Below are 25334 nucleotides of genomic sequence, written 5' to 3'. Positions count from 1 at the left end.
TTTCGTCCGACTACAGGACCGAGTGTCGCGCAGGAGGCATTTGGTGAAAATAAGCCGCGGATGGAAACGCTGAAGAAACAGCGGTCCCTATTGCATCTCCTCTCGAACGACGTTTATTCGACGGAGGAGATGTTTCATGCGAGGACGAGTCCTCAGTGCGCTCATCGCGGCGCCGATCGCGGCCACCCTGCTCCTGACGGGCTGTGGCTCCAGCGAGGCAGGCTCAGACGTGGTGTCGGTGGACAGCACCGGCAAGCAGGCCGCGGCCAGCCCCACCGCGAGCGAAGACCCGCAGGCGAAGGGCCTGAAGTTCGCCCAGTGCATGCGGGAGAACGGGATCGACATGGCCGACCCCGAGCCCGGCAAGGGCGTGCTGATGAAGCTGGACAAGAACACCCCCAAGGAGACGATGGACAAGGCCCAGGAGGCCTGCAAGCAGTACGCCCCGAGCGGGCAGCGTCAGGGCGGCGGCGACCCCAAGATGGCCGAGAACCTGCGCAAGGTCGCCCAGTGCATGCGGGACAACGGCGTCGAGAAGTACCCGGACCCCGAGGGCGGCTCCATGCGCATCACCGGTGACGTCGGCGAGGACCCCGACTTCAAGTCCGCCCAGGAGAAGTGCCAGAAGGAGCTCTCTGAGGCCGGTATGGGAGGTTTTTGATGGGCGTAAGCACCATCGATGGCAAGGCGGAACCGGACGCGACGCCCTCCAGGCGCCGGCGTCGCGGGCGGGGCAAGCTGGTCGCCGGGCTGTTGTTCGTGGTGGCCGTCGCGGGCGGCGGCTTCGTCGCCGTGAACAGCACGGGCCTGCTGGAAGGCGGCTCCGGCCCCACCCGGTCGGCCAGCGCGCTGCCGCCGGCCACCGCCCCGGTGACCAAGCAGACCTTGAACGACACCAGGGACGCCGACGGCGAGCTCGGTTACGGCCCGGTGAGCACGGCCATGAACAGGAAGCCCGGCACGGTCACCTGGCTGCCCGACAGCGGCGCGACGATCACCCGCGGCAGGTCGCTGTACCGGGTGGACAACGAGCCGGTCATGCTCATGTACGGCTCGACGCCCGCCTACCGCGACCTCAAGAACGGCGTGGAGGGCAAGGACGTCGAGAGCCTGGAACGCAACCTGCGCAAGCTCGGCTACGACGGCTTCACCGTCGACGACGAGTACACCTGGGACACGGCCGAGGCCGTCAAGGAATGGCAGGATGATCGCGGTCTGGACGAGACCGGCGTGGTCGAGCTGGGCCGCGTCGTCTTCGCCCCGGGCAAGGTGCGGGTGGAGAGCCTGGAGGCGGAGAAGGGCCAGCCGGCCAGTCCCGGCCAGAAGATCCTCACCTACACCGGCACGTCCAAGGTCATCACGGTCCCGCTTGAGGCCGAGGATCAGCGGATGGCCAAGAAGGGCGCCAAGGTCGAGGTCACGCTGCCGGACGGCAAGAGCGTGAAGGGCAAGATCACCGAGGCGGCCACGGTCATCGTGCCGGGCGAGGGGCAGAGCGAGCCCGAGACGCGGGTGGAGGTGCTGGTCTCGATCGGCAACGCCAAGTCCGCCAAGGGGCTCGACAAGGCGTCGGTGGACGTGACGTTCACGGCCTCCCAGCGGAAGAACGTGCTGACCGTGCCGGTCGCGGCGCTCGTGGCGCTGAAGGAGGGCGGGTTCGGCCTGCAGATCATCGAAGGCGGCACCTCCCGGTACATCGGGATCGAGACCGGGCTGTTCTCCGGGGGCCGGGTCGAGGTCAGCGGGGACGGGCTCATCGAGGGCATGACCGTGGGGATGCCGAAATGACGCCGTACCCCATGATCGAGCTGTCTGACGTGTCCAGGACGTACCCGGGCGGGGTGGCGGCGCTGAAGTCGGTGTCGCTGCAGATCCGGCACGGCGAGCTGATCGCCATCGTCGGGCCGTCGGGTTCGGGCAAGTCGACGATGCTGAACGTCGTCGGCACCCTCGACCGGCCGACCACGGGGACGATCCACATCGACGGGTACGACGTGTCGAAGCTGTCCGACGGGCAGCTCTCGGCGCTGCGGGCCACCACGATCGGGTTCGTCTTCCAGTCCTTCCACCTCGCCGCGAAGGTCCCGGCGCTGGACAACGTGTCCGACGGCCTGATCTACACGGGCCTGAGCAGGCAGGAGCGCCGCCGTCGCGCGGCGGCGGCGCTCGAACGAGTGGGGCTCGGGCACCGGATGGACCACGAGCCGCACGAGCTGTCCGGCGGCGAACGGCAGCGCGTGGCCATCGCCAGGGCGGTGGCGGGCGACCCGCCGCTGCTCCTGGCCGACGAACCGACCGGCGCCCTGGACTCGGTCTCGGGGACCGGGGTGATGGAGCTGCTGCACGAGCTGAACGCCGGCGGCACCACCATCGTGATCATCACCCACGACCGGGAGATCGCCGCCAGCCTGCCCCGTCAGGTGAGCATGCGCGACGGCGAGATCATCTCGGACTCGCAGGCCCGGCGCGAGCCATGGCCCCAAACCCTGGAATCCGGAGTGTCATGATGGCCGTCATCGAGATGGAGCGGCCCAAGCTGGCCCCGGCCAGAATGCGGCCGCGGGACGTGATGCGGGTCGGCGCGGTCGGCCTGCGCACCCGGCCGCTGCGGGCGTTCCTGTCCGCGCTGGGCATCGCCATCGGCATAGCGGCGATGGTCGCCGTGGTCGGGCTCTCGTCCTCCTCGGGCGCCGAGCTCGACCGCCAGCTCTCCGCGCTGGGCACCAACCTGCTCACCATCTCGTCGGGCACCACGCTCCTGGGCGAGGCGGCCCAGATGCCGGTGGACGCGGAGGCGATGATCGAGCGCATCGGCCCGGTCGAGACCGTCTCGTCGATCGGCAAGGCGCCCGAGGCCAAGGTCTACCGCTCCGAGCAGATCCCCGAGGCCCAGACCAGCGGCATCAACACCTACGCCGCCCGTCTCGACCTGCCCGCCACGGTGGGCGCGACCCTGAGCAGCGGTACCTGGCTGAACGCGGCCACGGAGCGCTACCCGGCCGCCGTGATCGGCGCGTCGGCCGCCCAGCGACTGGGCATCGGCTCGGCGAGCCCGGACACGCAGGTGATCGTCGGCGGCGTCAGGTTCACCGTCGTCGGCGTGCTCAACCCGGTGGCGCTGGCCACTGAGCTGGACAGCGGGGTCATGGTCGGCTGGCCGGTGGCGGAGGAACGCCTCGGCTTCGACGGGCATCCGACCATTCTCTACACCCGCGCGGAGGAGGCCAGGCTGGAGTCCGTACGCGGGGTGCTGGCCGGCACGGCCAACCCGGAGGCGCCGAACGAGGTGGACGTCTCCCGGCCGTCCGACGCGCTGGCCGCCAAGCAGGCGACCAGCCAGGCCTTTGCGAGCCTCCTGCTGGGCGTGGGCGCGGTGGCCCTGCTCGTGGGCGGGGTCGGCGTGGCCAACACGATGGTCATCTCGGTGCTGGAACGCCGTGCGGAGATCGGCCTGCGCCGCTCGCTGGGCGCGACCAGGGGGCAGATCCGCACCCAGTTCCTGGCGGAGTCGCTGCTGCTGTCCGCGATGGGCGGGGCCGGCGGGATCCTCCTGGGGACCGGGGTCACGACGGGGTACGCGTACTACAGCGGCTGGCCGTCCGTGGTGCCACTCTGGGCCACCGGGGGCGGGCTCGCGGCGACCCTGATCATCGGCGCCGTGGCGGGGCTCTATCCGGCCATCCGCGCCTCACGCCTGTCCCCGACCGAGGCGCTCGCGACGCCGTAGAAGGCTTTTACCGGGACGCGCGCGCTCACACATGGGCGCGCGCTGTCACCGTTACTGCGCTGGCACTGTTATTGGGCCGGCACCGTTATTGGGCCGGCACCGTTATTGGGCGGCCGCCGTCTCCTGGACGGCGTAGCAGGTCGTCTTGCCGACGACGCGGACGCCGGGCTTCTCCCCGGCGAGCACGGTCAGCTCGAACGTCAGCCGCGTCTCCGGATTGCGCAGCACCGACACATCCGGCTCGTCGTCGCGCAGGTCAAGGTCGTCGACGACCTTGCTGTAGCCCATGGCCTGGAGCCGGTCCAGCAGCCCGGCGGAGGCGCCGGCCAGGTCGCTCTCGGCGCTGAAGAACCGGCGTACCTCGCCGTCCACGCAGGAGTCGTCGTCCAGCCGCTCGAACGCCGACAGGCCCAGCTCGGCCGCGCTGAGCAGGCTGCCCGCATCGGTGTCGAGCTGCCTGGTGGCCTCTTCGAGGGAAGGCAGCTCGGCCGCCGCCGAGCAGGCCGTCATCGCCGCGGCACAAAAGAGCACCGCGGAAACAATGTGACGGCGGGCGCGCACGTTTGGCACCTTATCCGAGATCATCAATAGCTTTCGGTCATATCACATAAAAAGCACAAATATGCGGTCACAGCGCCCCTTGGCCCGCATCGTCATCCCGGCCTCCCGCCCAGCTCGTCCAGCTTGCGTTCGATGCGGTCGAGCCTTGCGTACAGCTCCTCCACGTCGCCCCGCTCGGCGTTCTCCTCCTCGGGGCGCAGCCGCACGAGCACCGCGCCGCCCGGCTCCAGCCGTACGAGGGTGGTGTCGGCCACCGTCGAGCCGCCCCTGAGCTGGATCGTCACGTCCACATCGGCTCGCCGCAGGCCCAGCCGCCGCAGCGCGGACATGAGGTAGCGGCCGTCGCGGGCCAGCACGATCGGGCGGCCTTCGACGATCTTGGCGACCATCGGCACCGCCGCGGCCACCCGCACCACCACCGCGTTGAACGCCATCAGGATCACCAGGCCCGCGAGCCCGCCGACCAGCGAGTTGTCCGGGCCGATGATCGCGTTCTGCACGACGTTGCTCATCAGCAGCATGACGACCAGGTCGAAGTTGTTGAGCTGGGCGATGCCGCGCTTGCCGGCGATCCGCAGCAGGGCCGCCACGGTGAGATAGACGGCGACGGTCCTGACCGCCTTGTCGGCGAGCGACACCCCGGCGTCGAACAGGTCCCCATCGACGAACGGGAGACCGGCGAGCGGGAGGCCGGCGAGCGGGAGGCCGGCGAGCGGGAGGCCGGCGAACGGGAGACCGGCGAGCGGGAGGTCGCTCAGTGAGAGGTCGCTCAGTGAGAGGCCGCTCAGTGAGAGGCCGCTCAGTGAGAGGTCGCTCAGTGAGAGGCCCGCTGCGAACAGGCCGTCGCTCATCGGCGCCTCATCGCCGCCGGAGCTTCGCCGTCAGCCCGAGGTCCTCGACGCACCGCCCGAGCCCGAGCGCCAGGGACTCCAGCGGCCGCTCCGACCTGCGTACCGGCATGCACAGCGCGGCTCGCAGCCGCCGCCCGAGCCCCCGCAGCAACGCGCCGCCCCCCACCAGCACCGCGCCGCGCTCCCCGAGGTCGGCGGTCAGCTCGGCGGGGCAGCGCTCCACCGTCTCCACCGCCGCCCGCACGATGGCCTCGACCGGCTGCCGGGTCGCCTCGTAGATCCCCTGTACGGGCAGCGGCACCGATCGCTCCCGCCCGGTGTCGGGATCGCGGCCGCGCACCGTCACCTGGCGGTCCAGCGGCTTCCACTCAGTGCCCGCCGCCCGCTTGGCCGACTCGGCCTCGATCTCGTCGATCAGCAGCCCGTACTCGGACTCGACCAGGCGCACGATCGCCCGGTCCATGGCGTGGCCGCCGCCGGGCACCGTCGTGGCCGCCACCACGGCCTCGCCCGACAGCACCGCGATCCTGGTGGAGTCGCGGCCGATGTCGAGCACCATGTGCCCGGCGCACTCCTTGACCGCCAGGCCCGCCCCGAGCGCCGCCGCCAGCGCGTGCGGGATCATGATGATCCCCCTGGCCTCCGCCTCGTACGCCACGTCCCGCAGCACCTTGCGCTCGATCGGGGTGGAGTCGTCGGGCAGCGCCATGACCATGCGCGGCCGGGAGAACGGATGCCAGTGCACCTTGCGGATGAAATGCCGGATCATGCGCCTGGCCAGCTCACCGTCGACCGGCAGCCCGCCGCTGACCGGCCAGCACGTCTCGCCGCCGGTGCCGGCGGCCGCCTCGGCGCCGTACCCGATGACCTTGCCCGTACGGAGGTCGCGCATGATGACCGAGGGCTCGTCGAGCACGATGCCCTTGCCCCTGATGTAGATCCGCGTGCTCGCGCCGCCCAGGTCGAGCGCCAGATCGCGTCCCAGGAGGCTCATCGCGGGACCGGGGGTTTGACCGTCATGCCGGGTTTCATATCCGGGGCCGTTTCAACGCAACACCAGGAACGGAACGGTTCCCCTTTACCTCCGCGCACTCCTCCACCGGCGTCGGCGTAGGTTGGCTGCCGGCGGCGTCAGATCCCGGGAGGTTCAGCTCGTGCTCGACTACGACCTCGAGGCCGGCCGTTACGACGAGACCCGCGGCGGGCCCGCGCGCGCCAGGGCCGCCGCCGACGCCGTGCGCGGCCTGGTGCCCGGCGGCACGCTGCTCGACGTGGCCTGCGGCACCGGTCTGGTGACCAGGGAGCTGGCCAGGCGCGGGCTGCGGGTGCTCGGCGTGGACGCCGCCGCGGGGATGGCCCGGCTGGCCGCCGGGCGCGTCGACGTGGTGCGCGGGGACGGCCGGGCGCTGCCCGTACGCGACGGGTGCGTCGACGCGGTCACCACGATCTGGCTGCTGCACCTGCTCGACGACGCCCGCCTGGTGATCGCGGAGGCCGCTCGCGTGCTGCGGCCCGGCGGCGTGTTCGTGACGACCGTGGACAAGCGGGCCGCGCACGGGCCCGGTGGCCGCGCCGAGCCCGCCGACCGCTCGGCCCTGGTCGTCGAGGAGACGGCCAGGCACGGGCTGCGGCCATCCGGCGAGTCCGGTTTCGTGGGCCTTGGCCAGGGCGGCGCGGGCCCCGACCCGGTGTTCCGCCTCCTCGCCTTCAGGAGGGCATGAGAAGCGGCAGGGTCAGGCGCGCCTGAGGTCGGTCAGGGTCAGGCGCGTCTGAGGTCGGTCAGGGTCAGGCGCGCCTGAGGTCGGTCAGGGTCAGGCGCGTCTGAGGTCGGTCAGGGTCAGGCGCGTCTGAGGTCGGGAAGGGTCAGGCGCGTCTGAGGTCGGTCAGGGTCTCGTCGGCCCATTCGATGCTGGTGCGGGCCTGGCGCAGGCCCAGCTCCAGCGCGTATCTGCCGAGAGCCTGGCCGTGCCCGGGCTGGCACTCCAGCACCGCCAGCCGTGCCTCGAAGCCGGCCCTGATCCGCTCCATCACCGCGATGGCCTGCTTCCGGTCGAGCAGCGGGAGCAGGAACGCCTGGAGCGCCACCTCGCTGCGCACGGTCACCGAGGGCTGGTGCTCCGTCAGCCACGTGCGCAGCTCGTGCGTCCCCTCAGGGGTGATCGTGTAGATCTTGCGCCCTCTCGCGCCCTCCGACTCGACCGCGACCAGCCCGTCGGCGGCCATCTTCACCAGCTCCGGGTAGATCTGCGTGTGCCCGGCCTGCCAGACGTGGTTGAGCGAGTGCTCGAACTTCTTGGCCAGGTCATAGCCGCTGGCCGGGCCCGCACCTGACAGCAACCCGAGCAACGCGATCCGCAGGGACATGTCCGCCAGCATACCGAAGACTTGACATGTCAGAGCTTACAGGTGACTCTTCACAGGTGACTACTGACATGAAGCCGCGAGGCAACGGGCTTGTGCTCATGGCCGTGCTCGGCGGGATGTTCCTGGCGATGCTCGACCAGACGATCGTCGGCACGGCGCTGCCGCGCATCACGACCGAGCTGGGCGGCACCACCCTTTACACCTGGGTGGTGACGGCCTACCTGCTCACCTCCACGGTGACCGTGCCGCTCTACGGCAGGCTGTCCGACCAGCACGGCAGAAAGCCCCTGCTGCTCGTCGGGATGGTGGTGTTCGTGGCGGGCTCGGCGCTGTGCGGGGTGGCGCAGGACATGGTGCAGCTCATCGCGTTCCGCGCGATCCAGGGGCTCGGCGCGGGCGCCCTGCTGCCGCTGTCGATCGCGCTGGTGATGGAGATGTTCCCGGCCGGCTCGAACGGGGCCCGCGTCCAGGGCGCGCTCGGCGGCGTGATGGGGCTGACGTACCTGGCGGGGCCGTTCCTCGGCGGGTTGTTCACCGACCATGCGAGCTGGCGGTGGGCCTTCTACGTGAACGTGCCGCTCGGCGTGATCCTTATCGCGATCGTGGCGCTGCGACTGCCGCGGAGGCCGGGCGTGGGCGGCGGCCGGCCCGACTACGCGGGCATCGCGGTGTTCACCGTGGCCATCAGCGCGCTGCTGCTGGGGCTGACGGAGAAGGGGATCGACGGCCACACCTGGACCGACGCGGCCGTGGCTGGGCCGATCGTGCTCGCGCTGGCGCTGCTGGTGGTGTTCGTGCTGGTCGAGCGGCGGGCGGCCAGTCCGATCATGCCTTTGCACCTGTTCGGCAGCCGCACGTACACCCTGGTGAACCTGACCTCGTTCAGCACGGCCTTCTGCATGTACGCCGGAGTCGTCTTCCTGCCGCGCTACTTCCAGGAGGCCCTGGGGGTCAGCGCCACCGAGTCCGGGCTGCGGATCTACCCGATGATGCTGGCGATGGTGGCGGGCAGTGTCCTCATGGGCGCGCTCATGTCCAGGACCAAGGTCTACAAGCCGTGGCTGGTCGGCGCGCCGTTCCTGCTCGCCGCCGGAGCCCTGCTCTGCCTGAACCTGACCCTGGACACCGGCGGCGTGGCCCTGGCGGTCTGGATGTTCCTGCTGGGGCTCGGGATGGGCCCGATGCTGTCGGGGCTCACGGTGGCCGCCCAGCAGTCGGTCGAGCCGCAGTACATCGGCACCGCCTCGGCGAACCTCACCTTCTTCCGGCAGATCGGCGGCTCGGTCGCGCTGGCCGTGGGCGGCACCCTCTACACCTCGACCGTCACCGCGGAGGCCCCCGTGCACGGCCTGGCCGCCGCGCACGCCTCCGCGGCGGCCGCGGTCATCCCGTCGCTCGGGGTCGTGGGGGCCTTGATCGCGCTGTTGGCGCTGGTCGCGATGCCGGGCAGGCGGCTGGAGATCCCCGCCACGCCGCAGAGCAAGGTCGAGGCCGGTTTCGCGTCATAACCGGCGTCGTGCGAAGCTGTGATTGTCCCCAAGACCACGGAGGTCCTCATGGCTGAAACACCGGAGCCGGAAATCGACGAAACTCCCGAGGACGAGATGAAGCGCAAGTTCCGGGAGGCGCTGGATCGCAAGCGCAACCAGTCCGCCGGTGCGGACGCTGGTGGCAGGGGCGGCGACCCATCGAAGATCCACGGGGCGCACGGTCCAGCTGCGAGTAAAAGACCGTTCAGGCGCAAGAGCGGCGGCTGAGGCTGGAATCAGCAGGGGGTACGGCAACGCCGTGCCCCCTTTTCTCTTTACCTGGCTAGGTAGATCTTCGCCCGATTCATGACGATGTGTTTGCGTTTGTCCGGAATTCGTGGTTACAGTGTTGAACCGTTACCAGCCGGTGGCGTGGACCTTACCCAGGAGGGACCAGCCGGCTGGCGCCGAATCCCGATCCGTCGGGAACCGGGGACCCATTGCAATTGGGGTGAGTCCGACCTCGTGTCGGTAGGGCATCTCCACGCCCGAACCCGTCAGCTAACCCGGTAGGCGAGATGGAGAGGACACCTTTCACCGCCATGCAAGAACGCGTCATACCCCCAGACAGAGTAGTGCCGGCCGCCCGCTGAGCGACCGCATTCCCCCCGGCTCTTTCCGCGCTCTCGCGTAGCGATTTCGCCAGGCGTCCTGCTCTGCTGCGCCTTTTCCTAGCGAGCGCATTCCCCCTGTCCCCTCGCGAAGGACTTCAATTCTTCATGTCTCGATCTGGCCTGCGTGCCCTCGTCCTGCTCACTGCCTCCGCCGTCGGCGCGCTGACCATCGCCGGCACCGCGGCCCACGCCGACTCCGACACGGACCGCGTCATGCTCAAGGGCTCGACCACGGCGTCGTACTTCTGGGACGACTCCTCCGGCCGCGCCGGTGACACCGGGCTGCCCGCCAGCGGCAAGCCCATGCAGAAAGGTCTGGCCGCCAGCCCGAGCTGGCCGCTGCTGACCGAGGGTTACGTGGTCTACAAGGGCAAGAGAATGCCCTTCTTCGTCGGCGACCGCGGCCCGGGCGAGCCCTCCAACCGCGGCGTCATGCTGGACCTCGACGCCAAGACCTTCGCCGAGCTGACCGGCGGCCGGTTCAACTCCAGCACGCTCGGCGTGGACGGCGTCGGCGGCGAGGGCCACATCGAGGTCGACTACGTCATCACCAAGTGGGGCGAGGGCGTGGGCAAGAAGAACTACCCCGTCGCCTTCTCGACCGGCGCCTGGTCCGAGCGCGACAGCAGCCCGGCCACGCCCCCGAAGGCCGATGAGCCCGCCCAGGGCGGCAGGTCCGTCCCGGCCGACGAGAACGCGGACGGCTGGCTCACCAAGGGCGACTCCAAGGCCACGGAGTCCGGCGAGGAGTCGGACGACACCGTGGGCACCACCATCCTGGCCGGCGCCCTGGCGGCGGCGGGCGGCGGCGTGGTGCTCGGCGGCGAGCGCATCCGCACCCTCCTCAGGTCCCGGATGCACTGAGCGAAGCTTTACTGACCGGAACCAGAATGTCATTCTGGTTCTCGTGACCACCCGCGTAGCCGTAAACGGCATCGAAATCGCCTACGAGAGCTTCGGCTCACCGGCAGGGCGGCCCCTGCTGCTCATCATGGGCCTCGGAGCCCAGCTCATCCACTGGGACGAAGAGCTCTGCGAGCTCCTGGCCGAGCAGGGACACCACGTCGTACGGTTCGACAACCGCGACGCCGGCCTGTCCACGCACTTCCACGACGCAGGCGTCCCCACGACGGGGGCGCCGTCGTCGTATCTGCTGGACGACCTGGCGGACGACGCCGCCGCGCTGATGGACGCCCTCGGCTGGCCGGCCGCGCACGTGGTGGGCGCCTCCATGGGCGGGATGGTCGCCCAGACGCTCGCCATCCGGCATCCGGCACGCGTGCTGACCCTGACCTCGATCATGTCCACCCCCGGCCCGTCGATCGCCCCGCCGACCGAGGCCGCGACCGCCGTGCTGATGACCAGGCCGCCCGCCGACCGCGCGGCCGTGCTGGCGCAGGCGGTGAAGACCTGGTCCATCATCGGCTCACCCGGCTACGACCTGGACCACGAGCGGATCTCCGCGCTGGCCGGGCTGGCCTACGACCGGTGCTTCGACCCGGCGGGCACCGCCAGGCAGCTGGCCGCCATCATGGCCTCGGGCGACCGTACGGCGATGCTGGCCGGCGTGGCCGTGCCCACCCTGGTCCTGCACGGGGAGGCCGACCAGCTCGTCCCGATCGCGGGCGGCCGGGCCACGGCGGCGGCCGTTCCTGGCGCCCGGCTGGTCACCTATCCGGGCATGGGGCACGATCTGCCGCGCCAGCTCTGGCCGGACTTCGTCGCCGAGATCACCAAGCTCACCAGCCCCTGATCCTGTGCCGTGGCCGCCCCGATCGGGGCGGCCACGCCGCGGTCAAACCTCCAGCTTCTCCTCGATGCCGCGTAGCTGGTGCCTGGCCAGCGCCAGGTTCGCGCGCGATCGATCGAGCGCCAGGTAGAGGAACAGCCCCTTGCCGCTGCGCCCGGTGATGGGCCGGATGATGTGGTACTGCTGGCCCAGCGTGATCAGGATGTCCTCGATGTTCTCCTTGAGGCCCAGCGAGTCCATCGTGCGGAGCTTGGCCTTGACCACCTCCGTGTTGCCCGCGGCGGCGACCTGGAGGTCCAGATCCTTGGAGCCGCCGAGCGCGCCCAGCGCCATGCCGCTGCCGTGATCGACGATCGCGGCTCCGATCGAGCCGTCGATCGTCATCATCTCCTTGAGGGATACGTCCATGCCCGCCATGTCTCCTGCCTTTCTGTCGGGGATGGTCAGTGCTTGCGTGCTGCGACGGCGGCCACTCCGGCAGCCGTCTTCCTGCCCTCCAGCCGCAGCAGCCCGACGTTCGTGCCGGGCCCGGCCAGGACTGTGAGGACGATGGTGGGGCCGGCGGCGTAGAAGGCCACGAAGCCGGCGGTGCCGGAGACGAGCGTCTCTTCCAGCGCGCCCTGTCCGGTCATGGTCAGCATCCGCCGGCTCATCGCGAGCAGCGCCGCCGACAGCGCCGCGGCCTGCTCGCCGCCTTCTGCGCCGAGGTCGCAGGCGATCGGCAGGCCGTCGACGGTGCAGGCGACGCTCCCGGTCACGTCCGGCGTGCGTTCGCGCAGGAGCGACATCTCCTCCAGAACTTCTTTCCGTAGCTCCATCGATGGCCTCCTCCTGAGCGAGAGGAACCTCACGACAGCTCCTCGAGAGCCTTCTTCAGCCGCAGTAGCAGCGCGATATCGGATGGGTCGCCCGTCATGGCCGGGCTGAATCCCGGCCGGGCGGCACCGGGTTCGTGCGGCGGATGCGCGTACGCCCGTCGCTCCCGCTGGGGCAGGATCTCTCCCGCCGCAGCGCCGTCCTGGTCCTGCGCGGGGTTCTTCCCGTCCGGTGCGGCGGCGTTCGAGTACGGCGCAGGGCCCCTCTTGCCCGGGACGCCGGCGTTCGGGTCCGGCGGCGGTCCTTTTCTGCCCGGGGCTGCGGTGCTCGGGTCCGGCGGCGCGAGCAGCCCGGCCGCGGCCAGCCGCCGCACGGCCAGCAGGACCGAGTACGCGGACCGGCCGATCAGCTTGGCCAGCTCCAGCGGCGTGGCCTTGTGGTCGGCCTGGATCAGGACCTCCCACTGGATCCGGCTCAGCGTCACCCCGTGCCCGGGCAGCCGCGGCGCCGGCCGTACCGGCAGCGTGTCCATGTCGGCCGACGGCCAGACCTGGGCGAGCTGGGCCCGCCGCCGCGCGCACTCCCGCACCAGCCCAGGTACGTCGAAGAACCAGTGCCCGCCCAGCCAGTGCTGCTCGCCGGGCCGGAACTTGGGCCGCGTCCCGCTCAACGGCAGCAGGAAGAAGGCCGCGTCCAGCACCACGCCGAGCACCGCGTACTGGAGCTCGCCCGCCGTGATGGGCCCGTCGGCGAGCAGCCGGTCGGAGCCGCCGTCGGCCTGCAGCTCGCGCAGGGCCGCCTCGGTCATCAGGCCCCTGGCCGTGAGGAGGCGTTCGACACTCGGGGTCTGGGCGCACTCCATGTACGTCACGCGCCCCTCGGACAGGAAGATCGTGCCGTTCCTGCCGAGACGGAGCGCGCCCGTGGACTGCTCTCGGGCGAGCCCGGCCAGGAGTGTGTCGAGCCTGGTCATGGGTCACGTCGTCAGGCGGCTGGAGATGGACTGCAGGCGGTGCCGCGCCAGGGCGAGGTTAGATCGTTCCAGGTCCAGGCGGACGTAGATGACCAGCGGCCCCTCGAAGACCGTCTCCAGCGGCCTGAGCAGATGATGGCCCTTGTCGGTGGTGACGAGCATGTCGTCGATGCGTACGACGTCGCCGGGGCACGATCGGGCCAGGCTGTCGGTGGTGGCGCGCAGCGCTTCCGTCAGGGCCGCGGCCGACCGGTCGGCGTCCACGCCGGAGGAGCTGCTGAAGGCCACCGCCATGCCGCTGGTGTGATCCACCAGCATCGCGTCGAGCGCGCCTGGTATGGACATCACCTCGGCCAAGCAGGTGTCAATTCCGAGCACGTGCCCTCCCTCGCCGTCCTGGACGGAGCAAGCGTAAGAGGAAGGAGTGGAGCAGAATTGATGGATTGCTCGCGCGTTAAGCTTTTATACGGCTGCGTCGGAGAAAAACACCACCGCTGCGGATAAACGTACGATTCATGAGGATTTTTCGCGGCAGCGTAGGATTTCGCCGACATTTTCCTCGGCCCATCGGGCCACCACCGAGACCGGGTCGTGCAGCGATCGGCCGAGCTCCGTCAGCGTGTACTCCACCCGCGGCGGCACCTCCGCGAACACCTTCCGCGTCACCAGCCCGTCATACTCCAGCGCGCGCAACGTCTGCGTGAGCACCTTGGGCGTGACCCCGCCGATCCGGGTCCGCAACTGGGTGAAGCGCATCGGCCCGCCGTCGAGGCTGAGCAACACCAGCACCGACCATTTGTCCCCGATCCGGTCCAGGACCAGCCTGGTCGGGCAGTTGGGGTCGAAGGCATCACCAGTATCCACAAGGTACTTATAGCACGATGAAGTAACCAGTATCTGTTGGATACTGTTGGGCTATGAAGATCCTCGTCTTTGGCGCGACCGGCATGGTCGGGCAGCGCATCGCCACAGAGCTGAGCAACCGCGGGCACGAGGTGACCGGGGTGAGCCGCTCAGGTCCCGTCAAGGGAGACGTCCACGACTCCGCCACGCTGGCCAAGGGTTACGACGCCGTCGTCTCCGCCATCGCGCCGCCGCGCGACGGCACCGAGCCCGAGGCGCCCTTCGTGGCCGCCAACCGCGCTCTCATCGACGGCCTGCGCGCCGCAGGGGTGCGCAGGCTGATCGTCGTGGGCGGCGCGGGCAGCCTCCAGGTCGCGCCCGGCCTCGACCTGGTCGACACGCCCGACTTCCCGGAGCTCTACAAGAAGGAGTCGCTGGCCGGGCGGGCCATCCTCGGCCTCTACCGCGCGGTCGACGACCTCGACTGGACCTTCGTCTCGCCGGCCGCCGAGATCGCGCCGGGGGAGCGTACCGGCGTCTACCGGATCGGCGGCGACACGCTGCTGACCGACGACGAGGGCCGCAGCTTCATCTCCGCCGAGGACTACGCGGTGGCGATCGCCGACGAGCTGGAGAAGGACACGCACCCGCGCCGGCGCATCACCGTCGCCTACTGACCGGTCTCCTCCGAAGGCTCGTCGGGCAGCAGCGCCTTCTCGTCGGGCTTGTGGATCAGAACGTTGTCCACGTACGACTTCACGGCCTCGGCGACGCCCACGTCGGCGCCCGCCTCCTCCGACAGGTACCAGCGGTGGTCGAGGATCTCGTGGAAGAGCTGCGCGGGCTCCAGCTTGCCGCGCAGCTCGGCGGGGATGGCCTCGACCGTGGGCTGGAACACCTCGGCCAGCCACTTGTGCGCCACGATGGCCTCGTCCTCGTGGCGCAGCCCGTTGGCCACCCGGTAGCCGTCGAGGTCGTTCAGCAGCCGCCGCGCCTGGTTCTCCTCCACGTCGAGCCCGGTCAGCCTGAGCAGCCGCCGCTGGTGGTGCCCGGAGTCCACCACCTTCGGCCGGACGATCAGCCGGCCGGTGCCGACCTTGCGCCGCACCATCATCTCGGCCACGTCGAAGCCCAGCAGGTTGAGCCGCCTGATCCGCTGCTCCACCCGGTGCCAGTCCACCTCTTCGATGATCTCGCTCTGGGTGATCTCGTCCCACAGGCGGTGGTAGCGGGCGACGATGTCCTCGGCGGTGTCCATGGGGTCGATCGACGGGTGCAGCAGCCCGCCGGCCTCCAGGTCGAGCATCTCGCCGAAGATGTTCGTGTGCGCGGTGTCGATGTCGCCGAGCCGCTGGCCCTCGCTGATCATCGGGTGCATCTCGCCGGTCTCGGCGTCCACCAGGTAGGCCGCGAACGCCCCCGCGTCCCTGCGGAAGAGCGTGTTCGACAGCGAGCAGTCGCCCCAGTAGAAGCCGTTCAGGTGCAGCCGCACCAGCAGCACGGCCAGCGCGTCCAGCAAACGGGTGAGGGTGTCGGGCCGCAGCGTGCCCGACATGACCGCGCGATAGGGGAGCGAGAACTGCAGATGCCTGGTGATCAGTGCCGCGTCCAGCTCGTTCTCGCGGCCGGTGACGTACGCGACGGGCTCCACGGAAGGCGCGTCGAGCCGGGCGAGGTCCCACAACAGCTGGTATTCACGTTTGGCGAAGCGCTCGCTGATCTCCTTGATCGCGTACACCTTGCCGGAGAGCCGCGCGAACCTCACCACGTGCCGGGAAATACCGCGCGGCAGATCGACCAGGTGATATTGCGGCCAGTCTTGAAGCGGGACCTCCCACGGGAGGCGGATCAGGTCAGGGTCGCCTAGCGCGCCGGTGATCTGCAAGGGCATTTGCTCAGGATAAGGTGCATTGGTGGACGAGTTTCTCAAGTGGTACTTTTCCGACCGTCCCGTCGCAGCCAGCTCCTTGGGGGCCGACGGTTACGATCACACCCTCGGCGACTTCACCGCCTCCGCCTGGACCGCCCGCGCGCGGGAGGAGGAACGCTGGCTCGAACGGCTGTCCGCCACCGAGACCACATCACTCGACGACGCGATCGACAGAGATCTCGTCCGCTCCCAGCTGAGAGGCTCCATCGCGCTCGCGTCCTGGCCCGAGTGGCGCCGCGACCCGGCCGTCTACCTCTCCGCGATCTTCGCCTCGATGTACACCCCGTTCCAGCGGCGGCTCAAGCCGGAGCCCGAGCTGGTCTCCTCCGCCGTCTCCAGGCTGGCCGAGGTGCCCGGCGTGCTGGCCGCCTGCCGGACGAACCTGGACCCGGAGCTGGCCGCGCCGCTGCTGGTCACGCGCGGGCTCGGCCAGGCGCGCACCGGCCGCAACTTCCTCACCCGCACGATCCCGTCCATGGTCGAGGATCCCGGCCTGCGCGCGAAGCTGGCCGAGGCCGCCGAGCCCGCCGCGCGGGCCTTCGACGAGCTCGTCGCGTTCCTGGAGGGCTTTCAGTGCGGCGGCACCTGGCGGATGGGGGAGCGGCTCTACTCCACGCTGCTGCGCGAGCGCGAGCTGCTCGGGTACGGCGCCGCCGAGCTGCACGAGAAGGGCAAGGCCGCCTGGGCGGAGCTGGACGGGCGGATGCGCGGAGTGGCGCGCCAGGTCAACGGCACCGAGGACTGGCGGGCCGCCATGGAATCCCTCATGGACGACCATCCGCCGACCCTGGCCGACATGCGGGCCGAGTACGACGCGGAGACCCAGCGGGCCCGCGCGTTCGTACGGGAGCGGGACCTGGTCACGTTCGCCGACGGCGAGGAGTGCCAGGTGCTGCCGTCGGCCGAGTACACCCGCCCGGTGCTGTCCGTGGCCCACTACCTCGCGCCGCCGCCGCTGACGAGCTCCAGGACCGGCATCTTCTTCGTCCCGTACACACCTGACGACTTCACCCCCGAGCAGGTACGCCAGCGCCTGCGGACGAACTCGCGGGCCCAGATGCCCTCGATCGCCGTCCACGAGGCGTACCCGGGGCACCACTGGCATCTGTCGTACATGGCGGGCAATCCCCGTACGGTGCGGAAGGTCTTCAGGACGCCGTACTTCACCGAGGGCTGGGCCCTGTACGTCGAGAAGCTGCTGCACGAGCAGGGTTACTTCGACACCCCGGCCACCGAGCTCGCGCACCTGGACTGCCGGATCTTCCGCGCCGCCAGGATCGTCGTGGACACCGCGCTGCACTGCGAGGACATGACCATCGAGGAGGCCGAGACGTTCATGGCCACCAAGGCGTCGCTCTCGCCGGGCACGGCCCAGGGCGAGGTGAACCGCTACTGCGCGTGGCCCACCCAGGCGCCCTCCTACCTCACGGGCGCGATCGAGATCGACCGCATCCGAAACTCATTCCAGGGCTCGCTCAAAGGCTCGCTCAAGGAGTTCCACGACCGGATCGCCGGCTCGGGCGGCCTGCCCCTGGGGCTGGCCGAGCAGGCGGCGCTCGCCTAGCGTGGCCGCCGGGGGAACACCGGCGGGTGGAGCGCCCGCTCGACGACGGCGGTGAGCTGGTCTTCCGTGAGGACGGCCGGCTTGCCGACGCCGAGTCCTCTGACGTAGACCTCGCACAGCCATTCCAGCAGCCGGGTCGCCTCGAACGCCTGATCGAGCGAGCCCCCGATGGTCACCCCGCCGTGGTTGGCCATCAGCGTGGCCTGCTTGCCCTCCAGGGCGGCGCGGACGTTCGCGGCCAGCTCGGGGGTGCCGTACGTGGCGTACTCGGCCACCTTGACCACCCCGCCGAGCAGCAGCGCGTTGTAGTGCACGGGGGGCAGCTCGGTCATCGTGGTGGCCACCACCGTCCCGAACACCGAGTGCGTGTGCACGATCGCCGTGGTGCCGGTGGCCGCGTACACGGCCAGGTGCATGGGGGTCTCGCTGGAGGGCTGCAGGTCGCCCTCCACCAGGTTGCCCTCCAGGTCCACGATCGGGCACATCTCGGGCGTCAGCCGGTCGAGCGCGACCCCCGAGGGCGTGACCCCGACCAGCTCGCCCTCGCGCACGCTCAGGTTGCCCGACGTGCCGATGACCAGGCCGAGCTCGATCGCGCGCCGCCCGTACTCGCACAACTGGTCACGAAGGCTCATGTGCTGGGAATGTAGTCGGTCGTCCGAAATGCGGCAATCACAGGCGGTCGAGGGCGCGGAGCATGAGGCGTTCGAGGTCCGCGCGGGTGCGGCTGTCAGGGTAGAGGAGCAGGTGCAGGCTGAGGCCGTCGACCAGGGCCAGCAGGTGCTCGGCGAGGTCGTCCAGGTCGTCGTCCGTACGCAGCTCGCCGGCCGCGCGGGCCTGCCCGAGCAGGTCGCGTACGGCGGTGCGCAGCTCGCCCGCCTCCGTCCGCTGCACCTCGGCCAGCCGCTCCGAGGCCAGGCTCCGGCTCCAGAAGCTGACCTCCAGCCGGGTCTCCTCCGTGCGCTCGGCGTCCAGCGGCAGATTGTCCAGCAGCAGCTCCCGCAGCGCCGCCAGGCCGGTGACGCCCTCGACCTTGCCGCTCAGCCTGGCGCGGATCCGCTGGTGCGACTGGCGCAGCGCGGAGAGCAGGATCTCGTCCTTGTCGGCGAAGTAGTGGGCGAGCACGCCGTTGGAGTAGCCGGCCTCCTTGGCGATGGCCCGCGTGGTGGCGGCGTCGATGCCGTCCCTGACGATCACCCGGCTGGCCGCTGACAGGACCTCGCGCCTGCGTTCGTCGTGATCGACGATCTTGGGCATCGGCTGCCTCCCCTTGGCATTGACTTTTTATTCGGACGTCTGTCTATTTAGACTATGACCGTCGTCACCGTCGGCGTCCACATCGTCGACATACTCGCCAGGCCCGTCGAGCACATCCCCGAGGGCCAGGACACCGTGCTGGTCGATCAGATCCGCCTCACCGCCGCGGGGGCCGCCGCGGGCACGGCGGTGGACCTGGTCAAGCTGGGCCACGACGTGGTCACCATGGGCGCGGTCGGCGACGACGAGCTGGCCGACTTCCTGCTCGCCCTGCTGGCCAAGCGCGGTGTGGACATCTCCCGCCTGGTGCGCAGGACGGGGGAGCAGACGGCCGCCTCGATCCTGCCCATCAGGCCCGACGGCGGGCGCCCCAGCTTCCACGTACCGGGGGCGAACCTCGGGGTGACCTACGCCGACCTCGACCCCGGCGTGCTGCGCGGGGCGCGGGCGATCCACCTGGGCGGCATGGACGTCACGTTCGGGCTCGGCGACCCGGCATTCTTCGAGCTGCTGGACTCCGTGCGCGCGGCGGGGACCATCGTCACGATGGACCTGCTGTCGGAGCTGCCCGACCTGCTGGGCATGGCCCGCGCGTTCCTGCCGCACGTGGACTACGTCCTGCCGAACGAGTCCCAGGCCCTGCTCATGACCGGCGCGTCCGGCGTCGAGGAGGCCGCCGCCGCGCTGCTGGCGGACGGGCCGCGCGGCGTGCTCGTCACCCTCGGCGCGTCGGGCAGCCTCGTGGTGACGCCCGACGGGACGGAACGCGTTCCCGCCCTCAAGACGGACGTCTCCGACACCACCGGGTGCGGCGACGCGTACTGCGCGGGGTTCATCACGGGCCTGCTGCACGGCCAGGACGTGCTGACCGCCGCCAGGTGGGGCACGGCCGCCGCGGCCCGCGTCGCCACCGGGCTCGGCTCCGACGCCGGCCTCACCGACCTCGAATCCACCCTCGCCCTCCTCTAAGGACTCTTTCCGATGACCGACGCAGATCTCCGCCGGCGGGCCTCGCTGGTCGTCCCCGGCGGCATGTACGGGCACCTCAACGCCGCGCTGTTCGCCCCCGGCTTCCCGCAGTTCTTCGAGCGCGGCGAGGGCTGCCGCCAGTGGGACGTGGACGGCCGCGAGTACATCGACTTCATGTGCAGCTGGGGCCCCGTCGTGCTCGGGCACCGGCACCCGCGCGTGGAGGCGGCCGCCGCCAGGCAGGCCGCGCTCGGCGACTGCCTCAACGGCCCTGGCCCGATCATGGTCGAGCTGGCCGAGCTGCTCGTGGACACCGTGCCGAGCGCGGACTGGGCGATGTTCTCCAAGAACGGCACCGACGCCACCACGCAGGCGCTCATGGTCGCCAGAGCCGCGACGGGGCGGACCAAGGTGCTGATGGCGCACGGGGCCTACCACGGCGCCGACCCGTGGTGCACGCCCTCGCTCTCCGGCACGACGCCGAACGAGCGGGCCGACCTGGTCGAGTTCGCCTACAACTCGCTGGAGTCCCTGGAGGCCGCGGCGGCGACCGTGGAGGGGGACGTGGCGGCGATCATCGTGACGCCGTTCAAGCACGACTCGTTCGAGGACCAGGAGCTCGTGGAGCCGGAGTTCGCGCGCGGCGCCCGCGCGCTGGCCGACCGGCTCGGGGCGGCGCTGGTGATCGACGACGTGCGCGCGGGTTTCCGCGTCGACCTGCGGGGATCGTGGGAGCCCTACGGGGTGCGGCCCGACCTGACGGCCTGGTCCAAGGCCATGGCGAACGGCTACCCGATCGCCGCCGTGACCGGCACCGACGCGTTGCGCGGGCCCGCGCAGACGCTGTACTCGACGGGCTCGTTCTGGTTCTCCGCGGTGGCCATGGCGGCGGCCAAGGCGACCATCGAGACGCTGCGCGACACCGACGGCATCGGGGCCATGGAGCGGGCCGGCACCCAGCTCCGCGAAGGGCTGTACGAGCAGGCGAAGTCACACGGGTTCGTGGTGAACCAGACCGGGCCCGTGACGATCCCGTGGCTCAGCTTCGACGGCGACGCGGATCTGTCCACCGCCATGCACTGGAGCGACGCCTGCCTGCGGCACGGCGTGTACCTGCACCCCTGGCACAACTGGTTCATGTCGGCCGCCCACACGGAGGCCGACGTGGCCAAGGCGCTGGAGGGCACGGACCAGGCGTTCGCCGAAACCCGCGCTCATTTCGGCTGACCTGTAATGCATCCGGCCATCCGGACATGGGTGGGACGTAACCGACCCACCTAAGGAGACCGGATGGGAGTCGACCCAGAGAGTCGATTCGAGGAGATCTACGGATCTTCGTACGGCGCGCTCCTCGGATACGCGTTGCGCCGGTGCCCCGACCCCGACGACGCGGCCGATGTGGTGGCCGAGACCTTCACCGTCGCCTGGCGGCGGATGGCGGAGGTCCCCGAGGGGGACGAGGCCCGGCTGTGGCTGTTCGGCGTGGCCAGGAACGTGCTGGCCAACCAGCGGCGCGGCGAGCGCAGGCACGAGCGGCGCACCGCGGCCCTGCGCGCGGAGCTGGCCGCCTCGCCCGTGGTCGCCTCGTCCCTGGCCGCCGAGCTGCCCGGCGAGGATCTCTCGCCGATGGGGCGCGTGTTCCGCTCCCTGTCGGACGACGACAGGGAGTTGCTCGCGCTGGTCGCGTGGGAGCGGCTGGACCCCGGGCAGATCGCCAGAACGCTCGGCATATCCCGCAACGCGGCAAGAGTCAGGCTTTATCGCGCCCGCAAGCGCTTCGCCCGGGGCTTGGACGAGGCCGGGATCGAGCGTCCGCGGGCTGTCGTGATCGAAGGGAGCGCCCTGTGAACATCGCCGATCTCGCCCGCGTACGGGACGAGGACCTGGCCGGGGACCCGGTGGGACAGCCGTCCGGCGCGGGGGCGCGGGCGCTGATGGACTCGATCATGAGGGAGGAGCCGCCGCCCGCCCGCCGGGCCGGCCGGCTGACGCTGCGGCGCGGCCTCGGGCTCGGAGCGCTGACGGCCGGGCTGGCCGCCGCCCTCGTCGTCGGCGTGCCCTTCGTCACCCCCGTCACCGAGTACGCCAACGCGGCCGTCTCCGTCAAAAGCGGCGAGGACTTCATCGACGTCGTCATCAACGATCCCGAGGCCGACGCGGCGACGTTCACGGAGGCGTTCCGCGCCGTGGGGTTCGACGCCGAGGTGAAGAAGGTCCCGGTGGCGCCGCACCAGGTGGGCGAGCTGATCGGCCCCGCCACGACGGGGCAGTTCCCGCCGGGCACGGGCATGACGGTCTCCTACGCGGAGCACTGTGCCTCCGCCTGGTGCGGCAAGGTCTCCATGCCGGTCCACTACACCGGGAAGATCATTTTCGGGATCGGGCGGCTCGCCGCCCCCGGCGAGCGATACGCCAAGTCCGTGCAGCTCATCCCCACGCCGCCGCCGGGGACCCCCGACGCCGTCGAAGGCGTCGAGGGCTTCGACGGCTATCGCAAGCCGGTCTCCGAGGCCCGCGCGGAGATGGAGCGGCGCGGCATGAAGATCACCTACGTTCTGGGGTGGTTCGCGCCCGACGGGAGCGGCAGCGGCTATCAGGTGGACGCCGGCCAGATCAAGGACGACTGGCTGGTCGAGTCGGGCCGCATGGTGGCCTCCGACGCCGTCATGCTGACCGTCGCCGCCCCTGCGGACGTGCCCCAGGACTCCGTCCCCCGGGCCGATGTCCCGCCTCCCCAGGGATGGTGGGAGAACTGAGCTCATGAGCGCCGCCTGGACTCGGCGGCGGCCCAGCTGAAAATGCCCTTCGCCATGAGCGACAGCTCATTGGCCGCCCTGGCGGAAAAGACTTCCGCGCGTACGCGGTGCACCCCCGCGTCGTCGGGAGCCGCCTGGGCGGCCATTTCCGCCAGTTGCCCGGCCAGCCGTTCGTCGCCTGCTGAAAGCGCTTTGAGTGCGGCGTCCGCGAGGGCCGTGGCGCCGCCCGCGAGTTCGGCGACCGAGCGCGCGAGAACCGCTTCGGGGGCGGGCTTCAAATGCGCGGGATTGCCGTCGTACCAGCCGCCGTAGAGCCGCCACAGATTGCGTACGACGAATTCCGGCTCGTCGTAACGGGCACGCAGGTAGGGGCGGTCCGAAAGGCCCTCGGGCGGCCGCACGGAATGCACGATCTCGTCGAGCCGGGCGCCCGCGTTGAGCAGGTCGAGTGTCTGCGCGATGAGCGATTCGAGCCATCGCGCGGTTTCCAGCAGCGCGGTGCGGATGCGGTCGCGGCCGAAGATGGGCGCGCCATGGCTGGGCAGCATGATCTCGGCGTCCATGGCGGCCATCCGGTGCAGCGCCTGCACCCATTCCCGGGGATAGCGCTGCACTTTCTGCGGGTTGCCGCAATTGGGCGTCACCCAGATGAACAGGTCGCCGGGCATCAGCAGTTTGTGCTCGGGGACATAGCCGATGGTCGCGTCGTCGGTCTCGCCCTTGGCGTGCACGAGGTCGAACGTCAGCCCGCCCCGCCGCACGGTCAGGCTGGAGGTGTAGGTGACGTCCGGGTGCCGGTAGTGGGTCGGCCAGCGCAGATTCGGACTCTGGAACTGGCGCTGGTTGATCACCGCGTTGTAGCCATTTGTCAGCAGATAGCGCTCAAACCGGTCAACTACCGCTTTATGGGCATAAACCGTGGCGCGCTGTCCCTCCTCCTCGAACGGCCCCAGCCCGGACACGTGGTCGATGTGCCCGTGCGAATAGACGGCGGTCGTCAGCGGCGCCCGGCTCCAGCGGCGGACGTCTTCGTGCAGGCTCGCCGCCGAGAACGGACTGCTCGTGTCGAACAGCAGCAATTCGCCCTCGGTCTCGAAGGCGATCACGTTTCCGAACCCTGACCACCAGCCCAGTCCGTCCGTTATTGTCTGAACGCCCTTGCCGTCCATGCCCGCGTCCACGATGCTGTCGTCTGATTCACCGCGCCACACGCGGTCGGCGTACTCGACAATCATGTGCCCCACTGTGCTTCTAGAACGGCGTTCTAGGCAAGGGATCACGGCAAGGTCACGTCTCGATTGCGCCCCCTTGACGCGTGTCGGCGGCCATTCGTACGTTGCGGGCAAACGTTTAGGAAACTTTCCTAATTTACGGGAGCCCCCCATGACCCACCCGGGCGAGATCACTCGGCGGCAGCTGCTCCGCCGTATCGGCATCACCGCGTTCGCCGCCGGTCCCGGCGCGGGCCTGCTGAGCGCCTGCGCCACCGCGGGGACCGGGGGCGAGCCCTCGGCCGCGCCCTCGACCTCGATCGCGGCCTCCACCAGCCCCCAGAACCCGTTCGGCGTCGATGCGAAGAAGCCGCTCGAGGTGGTCATCTTCAGCGGCGGATACGGCGACGCCTACGCCAAGGACCTGCACGAGGAGCTCTACAAGAAGGCGTTCCCCAGCGTCACGATCAAGCACAACGCGACGCAGCAGATCGGCACCCAGCTCCGCCCGCGCTTCGTCGGCGGGGACGTCCCCGACGTCCTCAACAACTCGGGCCCGGAGTCCCTGGACCTGGCCGCGCTGGCCGCCGAGGGGCACCTGGCCGACCTGAGCGTGCTGTTCGACGCGCCGTCCGTGGACGACCCGGCCAAGAAGGTGCGTGACACCGTCACGCCCGCCGTGCTCGACAACGCCCTGATCAACGGCAAGGACCTGGTGCTCAACTACACCGTGTCCCACCGCGCGCTCTGGTACAACGCCAAGCTGTTCGCGTCCATGAAGTGGACGGTGCCGGCGACGTGGGCCGAGTTCACGGCGCTGGGGGAGGCGGCCAAGAAGGAGGGCATGCTGCTCTTCGCGTACCCGGGGCAGAAGGGGCCGTACTACCAGCTCTGGAACGTCCTCTACACGGCCGCGAAGATCGGCGGCAACCAGGTCATCATCGACATCGACAACCTGGTCGACAACGCCTGGAACGCCGAGCCGGTGAAGCAGGCGGTCGCCGTTTGGGCGGACATCCAGGCGAAATATGGCGACAAAGCGTACTTCGGCCTCGACCACACCCAGACCCAGGTCAAGCAGCTGCAGAACAAGCTGCTGTTCTACCCCGTCGGGTCCTGGGTCGAGAACGAGATGGTCAAGGACAAGCCGATGGACTTCGAATACGCCATCGCCCCCATTCCCGACGTCACCGCCACCGACAAGATGCCGTACGGCGCCATCCAGGTCGGCGTCGGCGAGAACTTCGTGGTCGGCGCGAAGGGCAAGAATCCGCAGGGCGGCCTCGAATACCTGCGCATCATGCTGTCGAAGGAAGGCGCCCGCGGATTCACCGAGAAGACCCAGAACCTCACCGTCGTGAACGGCGCCGCCGAGGGCCTGAACCTGCCCGCCGGACTGATGAGCGCGGCCCGCGCCCAGGACAAGGCCGGCCAGAACATCATTACCGACGCGCGTTTCGAAGGCTGGTACAAGGAGCTCTTCGACTACGGCACCGAGCAGATCAACGTGGTCATGGCCGGGCGCATCACCCCGGAGAAGTTCTGCGCCAACATGCAGAAGAAGGCCGACGGCGTCAAGAAGGACGACTCCGTCGCCAAGCAGACGCGGAACCAGTAAG

29 protein-coding genes and 1 riboswitch are annotated in these 25334 nt (G+C 70.1%); of the genes, 16 read left to right on the top strand and 13 right to left on the bottom strand.

All coding sequences use genetic code 11. The annotated features are described in order from the left end of the window. The first annotated feature begins 136 nt into the window (after positions 1-136). The 4 genes from ABEA43_RS17655 to ABEA43_RS17640 are packed head-to-tail and all read left to right on the top strand — an operon-like array spanning position 137 to position 3727. Complete coding sequence (locus ABEA43_RS17655; RefSeq protein ID WP_345563046.1) at positions 137-661, top strand: hypothetical protein; 525 nt, start codon at positions 137-139, stop codon at positions 659-661. Next, positions 661-1788 (top strand): peptidoglycan-binding protein, encoded by a 1128-nt coding sequence (locus tag ABEA43_RS17650; protein WP_345563044.1) that lies wholly within the window; start codon positions 661-663, stop codon positions 1786-1788. Before ABEA43_RS17655 ends, ABEA43_RS17650 begins: the two co-directional genes overlap by 1 nt. Further along, a complete protein-coding gene (locus tag ABEA43_RS17645; protein ID WP_345563042.1) occupies positions 1785-2507 on the top strand; it encodes an ABC transporter ATP-binding protein in 723 nt (240 codons plus the stop codon). The genes ABEA43_RS17650 and ABEA43_RS17645 overlap by 4 nt, the downstream gene beginning before the upstream one ends. After that, positions 2504-3727, top strand: a complete 1224-nt coding sequence (locus ABEA43_RS17640) for an ABC transporter permease (protein ID WP_345563040.1) — start codon at positions 2504-2506, stop codon at positions 3725-3727. The genes ABEA43_RS17645 and ABEA43_RS17640 overlap by 4 nt, the downstream gene beginning before the upstream one ends. A 102-nt stretch (positions 3728-3829) precedes the next feature. On the opposite strand, the gene ABEA43_RS17635 is transcribed toward ABEA43_RS17640, so the two are convergent. The 3 genes from ABEA43_RS17635 to ABEA43_RS17625 form a co-directional block, all read right to left on the bottom strand. Beyond that, positions 3830-4258, bottom strand: coding sequence for a hypothetical protein (locus ABEA43_RS17635; RefSeq protein ID WP_345563037.1), 429 nt, complete (start codon positions 4256-4258; stop codon positions 3830-3832). A 122-nt stretch (positions 4259-4380) separates the two neighbouring features. After that, positions 4381-5139, bottom strand: a complete 759-nt coding sequence (locus tag ABEA43_RS17630; protein ID WP_345563035.1) for a DUF421 domain-containing protein — start codon at positions 5137-5139, stop codon at positions 4381-4383. 7 nt (positions 5140-5146) lie between these two features. Then, the gene (locus tag ABEA43_RS17625; protein ID WP_345563033.1) at positions 5147-6133 is read right to left on the bottom strand and encodes a rod shape-determining protein; all 987 of its coding nucleotides are present in this window, start codon (positions 6131-6133) and stop codon (positions 5147-5149) included. A gap of 160 nt (positions 6134-6293) precedes the next feature. Here ABEA43_RS17625 and ABEA43_RS17620 point away from each other — a divergent pair, with 160 nt between their 5' ends. Continuing rightward, a complete protein-coding gene (locus ABEA43_RS17620; protein ID WP_345563032.1) occupies positions 6294-6860 on the top strand; it encodes a class I SAM-dependent methyltransferase in 567 nt (188 codons plus the stop codon). A gap of 142 nt (positions 6861-7002) precedes the next feature. On the opposite strand, the gene ABEA43_RS17615 is transcribed toward ABEA43_RS17620, so the two are convergent. Next, the gene (locus ABEA43_RS17615; protein WP_345563030.1) at positions 7003-7503 is read right to left on the bottom strand and encodes a PadR family transcriptional regulator; all 501 of its coding nucleotides are present in this window, start codon (positions 7501-7503) and stop codon (positions 7003-7005) included. 56 nt (positions 7504-7559) lie between these two features. On the opposite strand from ABEA43_RS17615, the gene ABEA43_RS17610 reads away from it, so the two are divergent. The 4 genes from ABEA43_RS17610 (at position 7560) to ABEA43_RS17595 (ending at position 11399) form a co-directional block, all read left to right on the top strand. Continuing rightward, complete coding sequence (locus ABEA43_RS17610; RefSeq protein ID WP_345563028.1) at positions 7560-9011, top strand: MDR family MFS transporter; 1452 nt, start codon at positions 7560-7562, stop codon at positions 9009-9011. Between the two features lie 48 nt (positions 9012-9059). Then, positions 9060-9260, top strand: a complete 201-nt coding sequence (locus tag ABEA43_RS17605; RefSeq protein WP_345563026.1) for a DUF5302 domain-containing protein — start codon at positions 9060-9062, stop codon at positions 9258-9260. Positions 9261-9427: 167 nt separating this feature from the next. Then, positions 9428-9563, top strand: a riboswitch (cyclic di-AMP (ydaO/yuaA leader). A 188-nt stretch (positions 9564-9751) separates the two neighbouring features. Continuing rightward, positions 9752-10510, top strand: a complete 759-nt coding sequence (locus ABEA43_RS17600; RefSeq protein ID WP_345563025.1) for a hypothetical protein — start codon at positions 9752-9754, stop codon at positions 10508-10510. 43 nt (positions 10511-10553) lie between these two features. After that, positions 10554-11399: an alpha/beta fold hydrolase gene (locus ABEA43_RS17595; RefSeq protein ID WP_345563023.1), complete on the top strand. Its 846-nt coding sequence runs from the start codon at positions 10554-10556 to the stop codon at positions 11397-11399. A gap of 42 nt (positions 11400-11441) precedes the next feature. Here ABEA43_RS17595 and ABEA43_RS17590 read toward each other — a convergent pair whose 3' ends face one another. The 5 genes from ABEA43_RS17590 to ABEA43_RS17570 all read right to left on the bottom strand — a co-directional run bounded on the left by ABEA43_RS17590 (position 11442) and on the right by ABEA43_RS17570 (position 14049). Then, a complete protein-coding gene (locus ABEA43_RS17590; RefSeq protein ID WP_345563022.1) occupies positions 11442-11813 on the bottom strand; it encodes a hypothetical protein in 372 nt (123 codons plus the stop codon). 26 nt (positions 11814-11839) lie between these two features. Continuing rightward, positions 11840-12214 (bottom strand): roadblock/LC7 domain-containing protein, encoded by a 375-nt coding sequence (locus tag ABEA43_RS17585; protein WP_345563020.1) that lies wholly within the window; start codon positions 12212-12214, stop codon positions 11840-11842. Positions 12215-12243: 29 nt separating this feature from the next. Next, positions 12244-13185: a hypothetical protein gene (locus tag ABEA43_RS17580; RefSeq protein ID WP_345563018.1), complete on the bottom strand. Its 942-nt coding sequence runs from the start codon at positions 13183-13185 to the stop codon at positions 12244-12246. 3 nt (positions 13186-13188) lie between these two features. Beyond that, positions 13189-13563 carry a roadblock/LC7 domain-containing protein gene (locus ABEA43_RS17575; protein ID WP_345563016.1) on the bottom strand — a complete coding sequence of 125 codons (375 nt, stop codon included), beginning with the start codon at positions 13561-13563 and terminating at the stop codon, positions 13189-13191. Positions 13564-13698: 135 nt separating this feature from the next. Further along, on the bottom strand, positions 13699-14049 hold the full coding sequence (locus ABEA43_RS17570; RefSeq protein WP_345563015.1) for a winged helix-turn-helix transcriptional regulator: 351 nt from the start codon (positions 14047-14049) through the stop codon (positions 13699-13701). A 53-nt stretch (positions 14050-14102) separates the two neighbouring features. Between ABEA43_RS17570 and ABEA43_RS17565 the strand changes: the two genes are divergently transcribed. Then, positions 14103-14705 (top strand): NAD(P)-dependent oxidoreductase, encoded by a 603-nt coding sequence (locus tag ABEA43_RS17565; RefSeq protein WP_345563013.1) that lies wholly within the window; start codon positions 14103-14105, stop codon positions 14703-14705. On the opposite strand, the gene ABEA43_RS17560 is transcribed toward ABEA43_RS17565, so the two are convergent. Then, a complete protein-coding gene (locus tag ABEA43_RS17560) occupies positions 14699-15919 on the bottom strand; it encodes a DUF4032 domain-containing protein (protein WP_345563011.1) in 1221 nt (406 codons plus the stop codon). The two genes, ABEA43_RS17565 and ABEA43_RS17560, sit on opposite strands and share 7 nt — an antisense overlap. 22 nt (positions 15920-15941) lie before the next feature. On the opposite strand from ABEA43_RS17560, the gene ABEA43_RS17555 reads away from it, so the two are divergent. Continuing rightward, complete coding sequence (locus tag ABEA43_RS17555) at positions 15942-17522, top strand: DUF885 domain-containing protein (protein WP_345563009.1); 1581 nt, start codon at positions 15942-15944, stop codon at positions 17520-17522. On the opposite strand, the gene ABEA43_RS17550 is transcribed toward ABEA43_RS17555, so the two are convergent. Next, positions 17519-18157: a class II aldolase/adducin family protein gene (locus tag ABEA43_RS17550; protein ID WP_345563008.1), complete on the bottom strand. Its 639-nt coding sequence runs from the start codon at positions 18155-18157 to the stop codon at positions 17519-17521. The genes ABEA43_RS17555 and ABEA43_RS17550 overlap by 4 nt on opposite strands. Positions 18158-18194: 37 nt before the next feature. After that, the gene (locus ABEA43_RS17545; RefSeq protein ID WP_345563007.1) at positions 18195-18779 is read right to left on the bottom strand and encodes a TetR/AcrR family transcriptional regulator; all 585 of its coding nucleotides are present in this window, start codon (positions 18777-18779) and stop codon (positions 18195-18197) included. A 54-nt stretch (positions 18780-18833) separates the two neighbouring features. Here ABEA43_RS17545 and ABEA43_RS17540 point away from each other — a divergent pair, with 54 nt between their 5' ends. From ABEA43_RS17540 to ABEA43_RS17525, 4 genes are all read left to right on the top strand, one after another. Next, complete coding sequence (locus ABEA43_RS17540) at positions 18834-19748, top strand: carbohydrate kinase family protein (RefSeq protein ID WP_345563005.1); 915 nt, start codon at positions 18834-18836, stop codon at positions 19746-19748. Between the two features lie 12 nt (positions 19749-19760). Further along, the gene (locus ABEA43_RS17535; RefSeq protein ID WP_345563004.1) at positions 19761-20975 is read left to right on the top strand and encodes an aminotransferase class III-fold pyridoxal phosphate-dependent enzyme; all 1215 of its coding nucleotides are present in this window, start codon (positions 19761-19763) and stop codon (positions 20973-20975) included. A gap of 63 nt (positions 20976-21038) precedes the next feature. Next, positions 21039-21596: an RNA polymerase sigma factor gene (locus ABEA43_RS17530; RefSeq protein WP_345563003.1), complete on the top strand. Its 558-nt coding sequence runs from the start codon at positions 21039-21041 to the stop codon at positions 21594-21596. Then, positions 21593-22504: a hypothetical protein gene (locus tag ABEA43_RS17525; protein ID WP_345563001.1), complete on the top strand. Its 912-nt coding sequence runs from the start codon at positions 21593-21595 to the stop codon at positions 22502-22504. Before ABEA43_RS17530 ends, ABEA43_RS17525 begins: the two co-directional genes overlap by 4 nt. A 2-nt stretch (positions 22505-22506) precedes the next feature. On the opposite strand, the gene ABEA43_RS17520 is transcribed toward ABEA43_RS17525, so the two are convergent. Continuing rightward, positions 22507-23739, bottom strand: coding sequence for an alkyl sulfatase dimerization domain-containing protein (locus ABEA43_RS17520; protein ID WP_345562999.1), 1233 nt, complete (start codon positions 23737-23739; stop codon positions 22507-22509). A 148-nt stretch (positions 23740-23887) separates the two neighbouring features. On the opposite strand from ABEA43_RS17520, the gene ngcE reads away from it, so the two are divergent. After that, positions 23888-25333, top strand: coding sequence for an N-acetylglucosamine/diacetylchitobiose ABC transporter substrate-binding protein (gene ngcE / locus ABEA43_RS17515; RefSeq protein ID WP_345562997.1), 1446 nt, complete (start codon positions 23888-23890; stop codon positions 25331-25333). Position 25334: the final 1 nt, after the last annotated feature.

The sequence above is a fragment of the Nonomuraea rosea genome (assembly GCF_039539705.1).
Taxonomy (GTDB): Bacteria; Actinomycetota; Actinomycetes; order Streptosporangiales; family Streptosporangiaceae; genus Nonomuraea; species Nonomuraea rosea.
The sequence above is the reverse complement of the archived record's forward strand: the minus strand, read 5'-3'. Positions and strand labels throughout refer to the sequence as shown.